The organism is Frigoribacterium sp. PhB118 (genome assembly GCF_003751725.1).
Classification (GTDB): domain Bacteria; phylum Actinomycetota; class Actinomycetes; order Actinomycetales; family Microbacteriaceae; genus Frigoribacterium.
Genome location: NZ_RKID01000001.1, coordinates 1356350 through 1369040, shown reverse-complemented (window position 1 = coordinate 1369040; position 12691 = coordinate 1356350). Strand labels below are relative to the sequence as shown.

Below are 12691 nucleotides of genomic sequence, written 5' to 3'. Positions count from 1 at the left end.
GGACGCCGAAGGGCCCCGCCGATGCGGCGGGGCCCTTCGCGGTCGGGAACGGCGGCGGTCAGCGGCGGCCGAGACGGCGTTCGCCGGCCGCACCGGTCTGGTACACGAGGCCGTAGTGCTCGAACACGGCGGGCTCGCGGGCTGCCTCGAGCTCGCCGTCGGTCTCGATCGACGGGGCGTCCTTGACGAGCTTCTTCGCGAACTGCACCTTGAGGTGCTTGGGGGCGACGACGGCACCCTGCAGCGGCACGAAGACCAGGCGCGAGCGGCCGAGCAGTCCGGCGGTCACGGTGGCGAAGGCGGGCTGGTCGGCGGCGGTGTCGAAGTAGATGCTCTCGAGCGAGCCGACCTTGTCGCCGTCGGGGTCGACGACCGGCATGCCGATCCAGTCGCGGATGTTCTCGGCTTCGAACATGGGTGCCTCCTCTGGCGCGGGCCCCGTCCGGGCCCTCTCGGTCGAGGCTAGTGGAGCGTGCGTGCCGGCGCTCAGGCGGGGACGCGCCCTCGCAGGGCCTTCTCGGCGAAGCCCCGGACCTCGTCGGTGAGCCTCAGGCGGTCGGGTCCGTCGACGGCCGCGAGGAGGGCCTCGGCCCGGTCGGGCCGGAGCCCCGTGAAGGCCTCGCCGATCGTCACCCCGTGCGACGGTCGTGACAGCACCGTGACGCCGTCACCCGCCTGGACGGGCCCCGCCTTCACCACCCGCAGGTAGGTGCCGGGGCGGCCCTCCGCATAGAACCGCTTGACCCACATGGCCTCGCCGAGTCGGCGGGCGAACGTGCCGCACGGGACGCGAGGCTTCGTGACCTCGAGCACGAGGGTGCCGCCCACGGCCCAGCGTTCGCCGATCACCGCGCCGGTGACGTCGACCCCGGACGTCCGCAGGTTCTCGCCGAACAGCCCCGGCACCACCTCGCGGCCGAGCAGCTCGGCGAAGTGGGCGGCGTCCTCGTCGGCGAAGGCGTACACCGCCTGGTCGATCCCGCCGTGGTGCTTGCGGTCGGCCTGCACGTCGGCGCGGAGGCCGAGGGGGCGCACGTGGACGGGCCCGTCCACGGGGCGCTTGTCGATGGCGGTCACGCCGATCGTGCCCGAGTCGGGCAGCAGGGCCGACACCCGGCAGACGGCCGTGACGGACGCGGTCGGGGCCGTGACGGAGGCGGTCGCGGCGGTGACGGAGGCGGGGGCGGCGGTCATGCCCCCATCGTGGCGGACGACGGGACCGACGGGAAGCACCGAGCCGCGCCTCCTGACCCCGCGTCCCCCCACCGCCCCACGACGGGTGTCACCCGATTGCGGGCTGGATGCCCATCGGGCAACCTGCCAGGCTCGCCCCGACGAAAGGGATGACATGGTTCACGGCGGCTACGCGGTCATCGACGTCGAGACGACGGGTCTCTGGCCCGGGCGACACCATCGGGTGATCGAGATCGGCATCGTGCACCTCGACGTCCACGGTGAGGTCGAGGCGTCGTTCGAGACCGTCGTCGACCCCTCGCGGGACCTCGGGCCCATCCACGTCCACGGGCTCCGCAGCGCGGACGTCCGCGGTGCACCCCGGTTCGAGCACGTCGTCGACGACCTCTGCGACCGCCTGCGCGGACGCGTCGTCGTCGCGCACAACGCCCGCTTCGAGGCGCAGTTCCTGGCCGCCGAGTTCGCGCGCCTCGGGTTGGTGTCGCCGCTCGGGACCGACGGGTCGGGCGCACTCTGCACGATGAAGCTCGCCCCCACGTACCTGCCCGGCGCCGGCCGCACGCTCGCCGACTGCTGCGCGGCCATCGACGTCGACCTCTCCGTCGCCCACGAGTCGCTCGGCGACGCGGCGGCGACCGCCCAGCTGCTGTCCGCCTACCTGCGCATGGGTGACGCCCAGTCGGCCTGGTGGCAGGACTGGGGCCGCTACGCCGCCCTGCAGCAGTGGCCGACGGCCGAGACCCCGCGGTCCACGCCGCACCCCCGGTACGCAGGAGGCGCGGGTGGCGCCGACGACGGAGGCCACGTCCCCGGCCGCGCGGCCTGGCGGGCCCGGCGCCGTGTCGCCCGGGTGCGCGACCTCGCGCCCGCCCCCTCCGCCGTCCTCTCGGCGTCCGGCGCCGTGGGGCCCACGGCTCCGGCGGCGGTGCCCCCGGCGAGCCCCGCGGGCGGCACGCACCTCGCGGGTCCCGTCGACCTCGACCTCGATCGCGACGTCTACGGCCTGTCCGTCGAGCCGGCGCCCACCGAGCCGCGCTTCCTCGAGCGGGCGACCGAGCTGCTGCCCCAGCTCGGCCTCGACCGTCGTCAGGACCAGTACGCGGCGATGCTCGACAAGGCACTGTCCGACGGCTACCTCTCGAGGGACGAGGCCGGGAACCTCGCGACCCTCGCCGCCGAGCTCGACCTCGACGACCTGTCCCGTGCGCTCGTGCACGACCGCTACTTCGCCTCCCTCGTCTCGACCGTCTGGGCGCACGACGTGCTCTCGGACGACGAACGGCGGCAGGTGGACGCGGTCGCCGAGATGCTCGGCATCGCCCCGCACCGGCGCGACGCGGCTCTCGTGCCGTCCGTGCTCGAGCGCGCGCCCCGTCCGGCGGAGGACGACGAGCTCGACGAGTTCGAGGTCATCGAGGGGCTCGACGAGTCCCTCGGAGCGGCACCGGAACCCCGCACGCCGTCCCTGGCCCGGCCCGACGTCGGTCCGCTGGCACCCGGCGCACACGTCGCGCTGACCGGATCGCTCAGCCAGGAGAGGGACGCCCTCGTGCGGACGCTCGAACGTGCCGGGTTGGTCGTCTGGCCGGCGGTCACGACCGAGACGTCGCTGGTCGTCGCCGCGGACGTCGCCTGCGCATCGGGCAAAGTCCGCAAGGCCCTCCGTTACGGGGTGCCCGTCGTCGACGAGACGCAGTTGCCGTTCGTCCTGGCCCGCTCGCGTCGGTCACGCACGGCGGCCTGACGCCGAGGAGGCGCGGGATGCCCCGTGGGGGATCGCTCCTTAGAGGGCGGGATCGTCCGTGAAGTGGTCGTCGCTGTCGAGCGACGGCCACTCGGTCAGTTGCTCGGGTGCGGTCTCGGGGAGGGTGGTGCGTGCCATGGGGTCCGTCGGGTCGGGGTGCTCGGTGCCTCCGGTCGGACCACCTCCCGAGGTGCGGGAGGACGGCGACCGGGAGCTGGGGCTGCCTACGCCCACCGTACGCGCCTCGCGGGGCTGCGCCTAGCGGAACGGCCGGTCCCGACGGTGGTGGGCACCGAGCCCTCCGGTCCATTTGCATGATGTGCAAGATTCCTTCGGCGTTCATCTTCGAGCGCGTCCACGAGGCCTAGCGTCGCACCGGGGCCATCGTGCCGCGGTCATCGGTCGGTGACCGGCGAGGGTCCCGGAGGGCGGTACCGATGGACGTGTTCGTCACCGTGGTGCTCGTGGTCGTGATCGCGCTGGTCTTCGACTTCACGAACGGCTTCCACGACACGGCCAACGCCATGGCCACCTCGGTCGCCACCGGTGCCCTCAAGCCGAAGGTCGCCGTCCTCATCTCGGCCGTCCTCAACCTGGTGGGTGCGTTCCTCTCGACCGAGGTCGCGAGCACCGTCTCGAACGGCATCATCCGCGAGGGAGACGGCGGGGTGCAGGTGACACCGGTCATGATCTTCGCCGGTCTCGTGGGAGCCGTCATCTGGAACCTCGCCACCTGGTACCTCGGGCTGCCGTCCAGCTCGTCGCACGCCCTCTTCGGCGGCCTGATCGGGGCCGCGGTCATCGGTGCCGGCGTGGGGGCCGTCGACTTCGGCGTGGTCCTGTCGAAGGTCGTCCTGCCGGCCCTGATCTCGCCCGTCGTGGCGGGCGTGGTCGCCCTCGTCGCCACCTACGTGGCCTACCGGATCACGCGGCAGGCCACCCTGCGGGGGTCCACCGCCGGCTTCCGGCACGGGCAGACGATCAGCGCCTCCCTGGTCTCGCTCGCCCACGGCACGAACGACGCCCAGAAGACGATGGGCGTCATCACGCTGACCCTGATCGCCGCCGGCTACCAGGGTGCCGGCAGCGCCCCGCAGCTCTGGGTGGTCCTCGCCTGTGGCCTCGCCATCGCGCTCGGCACCTACCTCGGGGGCTGGCGCATCATGCGCACCGTGGGCAAGCGCATCACTGACGTCCAGGCCCCGCAGGGGTTCGCGGCCGAGACGAGCTCGGCCGCGACCATCCTGATCTCGTCCCACCTCGGGTTCGCCCTGTCGACGACCCAGGTGACGTCGGGGTCCATCGTCGGGGCAGGGCTGGGCAAGAAGCTCGCCACGGTGCACTGGGGCGTCGTCGGCAGGATCGCCTCGGCCTGGGTGGTGACCCTGCCGGCCGCCGCGCTGGTCGGAGGGCTCTCGGCCTGGCTGGCCAGTTCGAGCACGGCGGGCCTGGTGGTGGTCGCGGTGCTCGCCCTGGCCGGTGGGCTCGCCTTCGCCCTCCTCGCCCGACGGCACCCGGTGACCCACGAGACCGTCAACGACAGCGACGAGGCGCCGGCCGCCGAACGGGTCGGCGCGAGCCGCGGACGAGGGGAGTGACCATGTTCTTGGGAGTCGACTGGGGCGCCTTCGTCGTGGTCTTCGCGACCGCGCTCGCCGCAACCGCCGTCATCGTCACCGCGTTCGCGACGGGGGTCCGTCTGTTCGCGGACGGCGCCGTCGAGTCCGACGGCGGGGCCGGTGCCGCCGTCCCGAGCGGGGGACCGTCGCGGTCGAGACCGCTGGGCGCCACGGTCGCCGGCGGGCTGTGCTTCGCCGTGGGGATCGCTGCCGTGCTCGTCGGACTGTGGCTGATCGTCCCCCAGTTCCACTGACGGCCCGGTCGGCGGGCCGGCGAGTATGGTGCGGGCATGACCAACGACAACGGCATCCCCGACGGTTCGACCGACATGACCGAAGACGACAAGAAGTACGTCGAAGACCTGGCCGACGGGTCGAAGCAGGGCCTCGTCGACGACTCCGAGCAGAGCGACGACAGCGAGGTCTCGGACGGCAAGGACAGCTAGTCGCCCGGGCTCCGGCCCCGACAGGTCACGACATGCCGCTCACGTGCGAACGTGGGCGGCATGTCGCGTTTCCCCGACACGATCCGTCCCGAAAACGACCCTGCCGGCCAGCCCGTGTCAACCCCCCGTCGCGTTTTCACCATGTGCGGTCACCGCCCCTCGGGAGAGGGACAGAGTGACAGGTCCTACCCCGATCACGACCGTCACCCGGACGGTCGCCGACGATCCGAGAGGCACGACATGAGCGACGACGAACGCTACGACGGAGACCCGTCCACCGCGGTCTACGACACCACCTCCGAGGGGCAGCCGCTTCGCGGTGCCGCCTCCGGGCACGACCACCTGCGCCGCGACGACGCCGTGACTGACCTGGGCGACCAGGTCGGCGCGTACGCCGACATCACCGACCCCGACGCGACGGCGAGCGACTTCAGCGCGACCGCGGCCCCGGTCGTCGAGGAGCACCTCGGGCACGACCACACCGGCAACGACGCCGGCACCGGCACCGGCGCCGCCGACACCGCGAAGGCCAAGGCCGGCGCAGCGAAGGACGAGGCGGCCGGCGTCGCGGACGACGCGAAGTCCGCGGCCTCCGACGTCGCGGGCAGTGCCAAGGAGCAGGTCTCCAAGGTCGCTTCCGAGGCCGGCGGCCAGGCCAAGCAGCTCTTCGGCCAGGCGACGGGCGAGCTCAAGGAGCAGGCCGGCGCCCAACAGGAGAAGGCCGCGGCAGGCCTCCGCCAGGTCGGCGACCAGCTCGGCTCGATGGCCGACTCCGCCGACAGCGGCATCGCGGGCGAGCTGGTCCGCAACCTGTCCGGTCGCGCCCACGGCGTCGCCGGTTGGCTCGAGGGTCGCGACCCGGGCAGCCTGCTCGACGACGTGAAGTCGTACGCGGCGCGCAAGCCCGGCACGTTCATCGCCATCGCCGCGGTCTCCGGCCTGCTCGCCGGACGCGTCGTCAAGTCGCTGACGGCCGAGGCCGGGGACGAGCACGCCGCCACGACCGGAGACGCCGGAGGTGCGGCGAGCCGGCCCGCGCCTCCTGCGTCCGCCGCCGCGCCGAGCCGTCTCGTGGGTGACGTCGGCCCCGTGGCCGGTGAGTACGACGTCGTCACCGAGGGCGACGTCCCCGGCGTCGGCACGTCGACGCCCGACTCCAGCGTGCCCACGACGTGGCCCGGCACCTCGGGGACGCGCGCGTGAGCGACCCGTTCCGCGAGCCCGTGGCGACGCCTCCCGCCCCGGAGGAGAAGGCCGCGACCACGTCGCTCGGCGACCTGCTCTCCGGCGTGACCGGTGACATCTCGACCCTCTTCCGCCAAGAGGTCGAGCTGGCCAAGGCCGAGCTCACCGAGTCGGCCAAGAAAGCCGGCAAGGGTGCGGGCATGTTCGGCGGAGCGGGTCTCACCGGCCTCTTCGCCCTGCTGTTCGTCTCGCTGGCCGCCATGTGGGGCCTCGGCGTGCTGATCGGCCTCGGCTGGTCGTCGCTGATCATCGCGGTCGTCTACGCGATCGTCGCCCTCGTGCTGTTCCTGCGCGGGAGGAAAGAACTGAAGAGCATCAAGGGGGCACCGAAGACGGTCGACTCCCTCAAGAAGATCCCCGAGACCGTCACGCCTGGAGGCACCGCATGAGCACCACCGACCAGAACGGCAGCAGCCGCACGCCCGACGAGATCCGCGCCGAGATCGAGCGCACGCGCGCCGGACTCGGCAACGACGTCGACGCGCTCGCCGACAAGGTGAACCCGTCGAGCATCGCGCATCGTCAGACCGAGAAGGTGAAGAGCCGCTTCTCGGGCGTCAAGGAGTCGGTCATGGGTGCGGCGCACGATGCGGCCTCGACGACCTCGGGCGCCGGTCACGACGCCGCGGGCAGCGTCTCGGACGCCTCGTCGGCGGCCGTGCGCAAGGCGAAGGGCAACCCGCTCGCCGTCGGCCTCATCGCCTTCGGAGCCGGCTGGCTCGTGTCGTCCTTGATCCCCGCCTCGGACAAGGAGAAGGAGCTCGTCTCCGACGCCAAGGACGCAGCGGGCCCGGCCATCGACTCGGTCAAGGGTGCGGCGCAGGACGTGGCGTCGAACCTGAAGGAGCCCGCCCAGGAGGCGTTCGCCTCGGTCAAGGGCACGGCGCAGGACGCCGCCTCGACCGTGAAGGACGACGCCTCGAGCGCCGCGGGCGACGTGAAGGACAGCGCCCAGCAGTCGAAGGAGAACGTGCAGGGAGCCTGACCCCTCGCGGCCCGCGTCCCGACGGACGCAGACAGGCCCGTCCCGACGAGAGTCGGGGCGGGCCTTCGCACGTGACCGCGCGGAGGAGCTCCCTGCCGATGGAGTGATCGTGCGACTCGGACCGCGGCCGACCGGGGTCGGCGTGGCCTCGATCGGCTCGAGCAGGTCAGGATGGTCGGATGCCCTCGTCACCCCGCGCCCGTCTCGTGCGTCGATCGGCCGGTACGGCCACGCAGACCGCCACACCCCCCAGCCCGATGCAGCGCCCCGGCGCCTTCCGGTTCGGCCTCATCGCGACCCTCGGCGGAGGGCTCGGCGTCGGCATCATCGTCGCCCTCATGGCCCTGTCGACGATCCTCGTCTACATCGGCCTCGCGTTCTTCCTCGCGCTCGCCTTCGAGCCGGTCGTCCGACGCCTCGCGCGCGCCGGCGCCCCGCGCTGGGTCGGCGTCGTCGTCGCCGTCGTGCTGGTCGTCGGGGTCGTCGTGGGCATCGTCGCGGCCGTCGTGCCCGCGCTGATCGAGCAGATCGGGCACGTCGTGCAGACGGCCCCCGCCGCCCTGCAGGAGCTCTCGCGCCAGCCCTGGGTGCAGCAGGCCGTCGAGACCGTCGGGTTCGACGTCGACGTCGACGACGCGGTCGGCGCCGTCACCTCGTACCTGCTCGACCCCGACCAGTTGCTCGCCCTCGGCGGAGGCCTGCTCGCCGTCGGCCAGGGGATCACCAACGCCATCACCGCGGTGATCGTGGTCGCGATCCTCACCCTCTACTTCGCGATCACCCTCCCGCAGATGCTGCGCTCGCTCAGCCGCGCCGTGCCCCGCAGCCACCGCGAGAACGTCATGAGCATCTCGGACGAGATCTTCCTGTCGGTCGGCCGCTACGTCGCCGGGCAGGTCGCGCTCGCCGCCGTCAACGCCGTGTTCGTCTTCATCGTGCTGACGATCGCCGGCGGACCGGTGCCGGTGCTCTTCGCGACCCTCGCGTTCCTGGGCGCACTGATCCCCGTGGTCGGCACGGTCGTGGCCTATGCGATCATCATCGCCGCCACGATCACGGTCTCGCCGGTCACCGCGATCGTCGTCGGCATCGTGCTGCTCGTCTACGCCCAGGTCGAGGCCTACGTGCTGACCCCACGGGTGATGTCCAAGGCCGTGGCGGTGCCCGGCGCCCTCGTCATCGTGGCGGCCTTCGGGGGAGGGGCGCTCGGCGGCGTCCTCGGTGCCCTCGTGGCGATCCCGATCGCGACGGCCGGAGTGGTCGTCTTCGAGCGGGTCGTCGTGCCTCGCCAGCAGCGGGTCTAGACGGTCCGGGTCCAGACCGTCGGGTCGTCCGGGCCGTCGGGCCGTCAGGCCGTCAGGCCGTCAGGCCGTCCGAGCGGCGGCATGCGGGTCTGCGCAAGGGCACGGCGGGGCGCTACCGTGGCGGACATGAGCGGCGAACGCGCGGACGTGACCCTGTCGGACGGCACCGCCCTGGCGGCCACCCGGTGGCGGGGCGAGGGCCCGACCGTGGTGCTGTTGCACGCCGGCGTCGCCGACCGCCGGTGCTGGACGGGCGTCGCCGACGAACTCGCGGCCGACGGGCTCGACCTGGTGGCCCACGACCGCCGGGGGTTCGGCGAGAGCCCGGCCTCCGCGGCCGACGGCGACGCCACGCACCTGGCCGACCTCGTCGAGCTGCTCGACCGGCTGGGCGTCGGGCGGGCGTTCGTCGTCGGGAACTCGATGGGCGGTGCGCTCGCCCTCGACCTGGCCGTGACCGCACCCGAGCGCGTGGCGGGCGTGCTGCTGATCGGTGCCGCGGTCAGCGGCATGACCGACGACGACACCCCGTTCGACTGGACCCCCGACCCGGCGTCGGGTCCGCTGATGGAGGCCCTCGACGAGGCGTCCGGCAGCGGCGACGTCGAGGCGCAGGTCCGTCTGCTGGCCCACCTCTGGCTCGACGGTCCTGCGGCGCGGAGCGGCCGCGTCACGGGTGCCCCCCGCGAACTCTTCGAGCGGATGAACGCCCGCATCCTCGAGGTCGCCGCACCGGACGGGGCCGGAGACGCCGGGCTCGACACGTGGAGCCGCCTCGGCGAGGTCGCGACGCCGGTCCTGGCGACCTGGGGCGCGCTCGACATCCCCGCCGACGAGCCGTTCTACGCCGAGACGGCTCGACGTCTCGGGCAGGGACCGGGTCGGGTGCTGCCCGGCGTCGCCCATCTGCCGGGTCTCGAACGGCCCGGGCTGGTGGCCGACCTCGTCCGCGAGGTCGTCGCGGGCGTCGGGAACTGAACCCGCGCCTCCTGGTCGTCAGATCGCGGGACCGCCGGGTGCCGACGGGCCGGCCGGGTCGTCGTCACCGGCGAGCAGCAGGTCGATGCGGAGTTCTCGTTCTCGCGTGTAGGCCGTCAGTGCCCGGATCACCCAGAGCAGGGTCCTGATCAGGAGCACGGCCAGCGTGACGGCCAAGGCGAACACCACCACGAAGAAGACGGGGTAGAGGACGCCGACGAGGGAGAAGCCGTTGGAGTACATCCCTCGACGCTAGGTCACGACCGGGGCCGGAGGGCTCCACCTCGCGGTGGAGCCCCGGGACTCACTCCTCGGCGTCCGCCGGGCTCTCGTCGGCCTGCGCGGTCTCGTCCATGCGGTCGCGGAGGTGGTCGGCCATCGAGGCCGCGCCCTCGTCGCCGTGGTCGGCCTCGACCTGTTCGATCAGGCCGCTCAGCTTCTCGTGGTCGGTCGCCTCGGTGGCCCCGTCCATGACGGGTTCGGTCTGCTTCTCGTCGCTCATGCACCGGACGCTACGCCCACGGGGTCCGCGACGGCTGGACCCGCGCCTCCGCCCGTGGCGGGCGGCGCGGGGCCGGTGCGCGGGAGGCGCGGCGGGCCCACCGAGGGGTAGCATGCGCGACCCGCGGCGGGTGGGGTACGCAGGGCCGGGCATCGCCTGGCAGCCCTGCGCGTGTCGCCCCGCACGTGCCTGGGATGGACCTCTGCCCCACCGGAACGAGGACCACATGAGCACGACGACGCGCCCCGCACACACCCGCACGAGCACCGCCCGCACGAGCACCGCCCGCACCGACGACATCACCCGTGCCGCCGCCGACCTCTTCGGTTGGACCGACCTGCACCCCGCCCAGCTCGAGGCCCTGGAGGCGGTGGTCGCCGGCCGGGACACCCTCGCGGTCATGCCCACGGGATTCGGCAAATCGGCGATCTACCAGGTGGCCGGCGCCGTGCTCGACGGGCCCACGGTCGTCGTCTCGCCGTTGATCGCCTTGCAGGCGGACCAGGTCGCGGGACTCGTCGGACGCCCCGACGCCCCGCCCGCCGTCGCGATCAACTCGGGCCACACCGACGCCGAGAACGACGAGGGCTGGGAGCGCCTCGCCGCCGGAGAGGTCACGTACGTATTCCTCGCCCCCGAGCAGCTCGCCCGGGACGAGACCGTCGACCGCCTGAGCGACGCCGGGGTCGCCCTCTTCGTCGTCGACGAGGCGCACTGCGTCTCGTCGTGGGGGCACGACTTCCGGCCCGACTACCTGCACCTCGGCGAGGTCGTCGAGCAACTCGGGGGTCCCACCGTGCTGGCCCTCACGGCGACCGGGTCGGGCCCGGTGCGGGACGAGATCGTCGAACGCCTCCGCCTCGACGACCCGCTCGTGCTGAGCCACGGCTTCGACCGGCCCACCCTCTCCCTCGAGGTCGTGCGGCATGAGGACGACGACGAGAAGGCCCGCGCCGTGGTCGAGCAGGTGGCCGCCTCGACGACGCCGGGCATCGTCTACGTCGCCACCCGCAAGGCGACCGAGCACTACGCCGCCGCGATCGCCGAGCGCTGCCCCGACCGCACCGTCGTGGGATACCACGGCGGCCAGCGCTCGGCCGAGCGGGGCGAACTGCACGAGCGGTTCCATGCCGGAGAGGTCGACGTGGTGGTGGCCACGAGCGCGTTCGGCATGGGGATCGACAAGCCCGACGTCCGGTTCGTCGTGCACGCCGACGTGCCCGACTCGCTCGACTCGTACTACCAGGAGATCGGCCGGGCCGGGCGCGACGGCGACCCCGCCACCGCGACCCTCCACTACCGCCCCGAAGACCTCTCGCTGCGCTCGTTCTTCGCTTCGGGCCTGCCCGGGCGAGCAGACCTTCGGGGGGTCTTCACCGCGCTCTCGGCGGCGGGTCGGCCCGTCCGGCGATCGGAGGTGTCGGACCAGCTGGCCCTCGGCGTACGCACGGTCTCGCGCCTCATCGACCTGCTGCTCGAGGGCGGTGCCCTGTCCGAGTCGACGAAGGGGTTCGAGCCGGTCGACGGCTTCGACGCCCGGAGTGCCGCCGAGGCGGCGCGCGGGGTCGCCGAGACCCGCGACCGGGTCGAGCGCTCGCGCATCGAGATGATGCGCACCTTCGCCGAGGCGCCCGGCTGCCGTCGGCACTTCCTGCTCGGCTACTTCGGCGAGGACTCGCCCGAGCGGTGCGGCAACTGCGACGGCTGCCGGGCCGCCGAGAGGGCAGGCGACCCCCGGGAGGCGCGCGGAGGCGAGCAGGACGACGTCACCGACACCGCGCCTCCTGCGTTCGCGCCCGACGCCCGCGTCGTGCACGCGACCTGGGGCGAGGGCACCGTGATGAGCACCGACGCCGACCGCATGACGGTGTTCTTCGAGAGCGAGGGCTACAAGGTGCTGGCCGTCGCCGACGTGCTCGCACACGACCTGCTCACGCCGGCCTGACCGGCTCGACGGGCTCGCCGGCGGCGGCGAGGACGGTGGCGATCGTCCGGGGGTGGGCCAGCACCCGGAAGTGTCCGCCCGCGTGGAGGCGCACGTTGACGGCGCCGGGCAGTTCGCTGCCCTCGGGGATGTGGGGGTCGAACTCGCCGAAGACCGAGGTGATGCGGCCGTTGACCGACTCGTCCCGAGCGAGCCGCATCGTCGTCGCGTCGCGGGGTGAGAAGGCCCGGAGGGCGGGCAGCACCAGCCAGGTGGCGTAGCGCGACCCCGAGAACGGCGAGCAGACGGCGACCATCGACCGCACGCGGCGGGTCTCGTCGAGCAGCGCCATGACGTACTTGCCGATCAGGCCGCCCTTGCTGTGGGCGACGATCACGACGTCGGTGAGTCCGTGAGCGAGCAGGTGGGCGGCGACGTCGCGGGCGGTGGCCTCGACCGGACGGCTGTTCCATCGCAGGTCGTCGAGCACGTGCACGGGGTGGCCCTCGGCGTGCAGGCGTTCGATCATCGGTCGGAGGAAGGCCCAGGTCTCCCACACGCCGGGGACGACGAGCACGGGCCGACCGGTGCCGCCGAGGTAGCGCTCCGGGTCGCGAGGACTCGTGACGGCCCTCACCTGCCAGACGGCGGCGTAGGCGTAGTCCTGCACCCACCACACGGCGTGACGGACGAGCACGGGGAGGCGGGGCACCACCCCGACCCTAGGCGTCGTCGTGCGGGACGTCCCGG

General features: G+C 73.1%; 15 protein-coding genes. 10 read left to right on the top strand and 5 right to left on the bottom strand.

Annotated features, from left to right (window positions below; translation table 11 throughout):
• Positions 1 to 58 precede the first annotated feature (58 nt).
• Together EDF21_RS06280 and EDF21_RS06275 are read right to left on the bottom strand one after the other, a co-directional pair.
• The gene (locus EDF21_RS06280; protein ID WP_043596802.1) at positions 59 to 415 is read right to left on the bottom strand and encodes a PRC-barrel domain-containing protein; all 357 of its coding nucleotides are present in this window, start codon (positions 413 to 415) and stop codon (positions 59 to 61) included.
• 71 nt (positions 416 to 486) lie between these two features.
• Entirely contained in the window at positions 487 to 1194 is a 708-nt protein-coding gene (locus EDF21_RS06275; RefSeq protein ID WP_123570638.1) for an MOSC domain-containing protein, read from the bottom strand.
• 154 nt (positions 1195 to 1348) lie between these two features.
• Here EDF21_RS06275 and EDF21_RS06270 point away from each other — a divergent pair, with 154 nt between their 5' ends.
• The 9 genes from EDF21_RS06270 to EDF21_RS06235 all read left to right on the top strand — a co-directional run bounded on the left by EDF21_RS06270 (position 1349) and on the right by EDF21_RS06235 (position 9515).
• Positions 1349 to 2938 carry an exonuclease domain-containing protein gene (locus EDF21_RS06270; RefSeq protein ID WP_158612867.1) on the top strand — a complete coding sequence of 530 codons (1590 nt, stop codon included), beginning with the start codon at positions 1349 to 1351 and terminating at the stop codon, positions 2936 to 2938.
• Positions 2939 to 3375: 437 nt separating this feature from the next.
• Positions 3376 to 4536, top strand: coding sequence for an inorganic phosphate transporter (locus EDF21_RS06265; protein WP_123570636.1), 1161 nt, complete (start codon positions 3376 to 3378; stop codon positions 4534 to 4536).
• 2 nt (positions 4537 to 4538) lie between these two features.
• Positions 4539 to 4811, top strand: a complete 273-nt coding sequence (locus EDF21_RS06260; RefSeq protein ID WP_123570635.1) for a hypothetical protein — start codon at positions 4539 to 4541, stop codon at positions 4809 to 4811.
• 36 nt (positions 4812 to 4847) lie between these two features.
• Positions 4848 to 5003 carry a hypothetical protein gene (locus EDF21_RS16675; protein ID WP_158612866.1) on the top strand — a complete coding sequence of 52 codons (156 nt, stop codon included), beginning with the start codon at positions 4848 to 4850 and terminating at the stop codon, positions 5001 to 5003.
• Between the two features lie 240 nt (positions 5004 to 5243).
• Positions 5244 to 6206, top strand: a complete 963-nt coding sequence (locus tag EDF21_RS06255; protein ID WP_123570634.1) for a hypothetical protein — start codon at positions 5244 to 5246, stop codon at positions 6204 to 6206.
• Entirely contained in the window at positions 6203 to 6637 is a 435-nt protein-coding gene (locus EDF21_RS06250) for a phage holin family protein (protein WP_233568373.1), read from the top strand. Before EDF21_RS06255 ends, EDF21_RS06250 begins: the two co-directional genes overlap by 4 nt.
• Positions 6634 to 7233: a DUF3618 domain-containing protein gene (locus EDF21_RS06245; protein ID WP_123570633.1), complete on the top strand. Its 600-nt coding sequence runs from the start codon at positions 6634 to 6636 to the stop codon at positions 7231 to 7233. Before EDF21_RS06250 ends, EDF21_RS06245 begins: the two co-directional genes overlap by 4 nt.
• Positions 7234 to 7412: 179 nt before the next feature.
• Positions 7413 to 8537 carry an AI-2E family transporter gene (locus tag EDF21_RS06240; protein WP_123570632.1) on the top strand — a complete coding sequence of 375 codons (1125 nt, stop codon included), beginning with the start codon at positions 7413 to 7415 and terminating at the stop codon, positions 8535 to 8537.
• Between the two features lie 126 nt (positions 8538 to 8663).
• Positions 8664 to 9515 carry an alpha/beta fold hydrolase gene (locus EDF21_RS06235; protein ID WP_158612865.1) on the top strand — a complete coding sequence of 284 codons (852 nt, stop codon included), beginning with the start codon at positions 8664 to 8666 and terminating at the stop codon, positions 9513 to 9515.
• Positions 9516 to 9533: 18 nt separating this feature from the next.
• Here EDF21_RS06235 and EDF21_RS06230 read toward each other — a convergent pair whose 3' ends face one another.
• Together EDF21_RS06230 and EDF21_RS06225 are read right to left on the bottom strand one after the other, a co-directional pair.
• Entirely contained in the window at positions 9534 to 9758 is a 225-nt protein-coding gene (locus EDF21_RS06230) for a hypothetical protein (RefSeq protein ID WP_123570630.1), read from the bottom strand.
• Positions 9759 to 9819: 61 nt separating this feature from the next.
• Positions 9820 to 10017, bottom strand: coding sequence for a hypothetical protein (locus EDF21_RS06225; RefSeq protein ID WP_054146271.1), 198 nt, complete (start codon positions 10015 to 10017; stop codon positions 9820 to 9822).
• 226 nt (positions 10018 to 10243) lie between these two features.
• On the opposite strand from EDF21_RS06225, the gene EDF21_RS06220 reads away from it, so the two are divergent.
• Positions 10244 to 11962 (top strand): RecQ family ATP-dependent DNA helicase, encoded by a 1719-nt coding sequence (locus tag EDF21_RS06220; protein ID WP_123570629.1) that lies wholly within the window; start codon positions 10244 to 10246, stop codon positions 11960 to 11962.
• Here the strand turns inward: EDF21_RS06220 and EDF21_RS06215 are convergent.
• On the bottom strand, positions 11949 to 12653 hold the full coding sequence (locus EDF21_RS06215; RefSeq protein WP_123570852.1) for an alpha/beta fold hydrolase: 705 nt from the start codon (positions 12651 to 12653) through the stop codon (positions 11949 to 11951). The genes EDF21_RS06220 and EDF21_RS06215 overlap by 14 nt on opposite strands.
• Positions 12654 to 12691 lie beyond the last annotated feature (38 nt).

Coding starts and splice junctions, on each gene's coding strand:
- EDF21_RS06275 (WP_123570638.1), bottom strand. CDS start 1,194: ATGACCGCCGCCCCCGCCTCCGTCACCGCCGCGACCGCCTCCGTCACG.
- EDF21_RS06225 (WP_054146271.1), bottom strand. CDS start 10,017: ATGAGCGACGAGAAGCAGACCGAACCCGTCATGGACGGGGCCACCGAG.
- EDF21_RS16675 (WP_158612866.1), top strand. CDS start 4,848: ATGACCAACGACAACGGCATCCCCGACGGTTCGACCGACATGACCGAA.
- EDF21_RS06230 (WP_123570630.1), bottom strand. CDS start 9,758: ATGTACTCCAACGGCTTCTCCCTCGTCGGCGTCCTCTACCCCGTCTTC.
- EDF21_RS06235 (WP_158612865.1), top strand. CDS start 8,664: ATGAGCGGCGAACGCGCGGACGTGACCCTGTCGGACGGCACCGCCCTG.
- EDF21_RS06260 (WP_123570635.1), top strand. CDS start 4,539: ATGTTCTTGGGAGTCGACTGGGGCGCCTTCGTCGTGGTCTTCGCGACC.
- EDF21_RS06280 (WP_043596802.1), bottom strand. CDS start 415: ATGTTCGAAGCCGAGAACATCCGCGACTGGATCGGCATGCCGGTCGTC.
- EDF21_RS06270 (WP_158612867.1), top strand. CDS start 1,349: ATGGTTCACGGCGGCTACGCGGTCATCGACGTCGAGACGACGGGTCTC.
- EDF21_RS06240 (WP_123570632.1), top strand. CDS start 7,413: ATGCCCTCGTCACCCCGCGCCCGTCTCGTGCGTCGATCGGCCGGTACG.
- EDF21_RS06265 (WP_123570636.1), top strand. CDS start 3,376: ATGGACGTGTTCGTCACCGTGGTGCTCGTGGTCGTGATCGCGCTGGTC.
- EDF21_RS06220 (WP_123570629.1), top strand. CDS start 10,244: ATGAGCACGACGACGCGCCCCGCACACACCCGCACGAGCACCGCCCGC.
- EDF21_RS06255 (WP_123570634.1), top strand. CDS start 5,244: ATGAGCGACGACGAACGCTACGACGGAGACCCGTCCACCGCGGTCTAC.
- EDF21_RS06245 (WP_123570633.1), top strand. CDS start 6,634: ATGAGCACCACCGACCAGAACGGCAGCAGCCGCACGCCCGACGAGATC.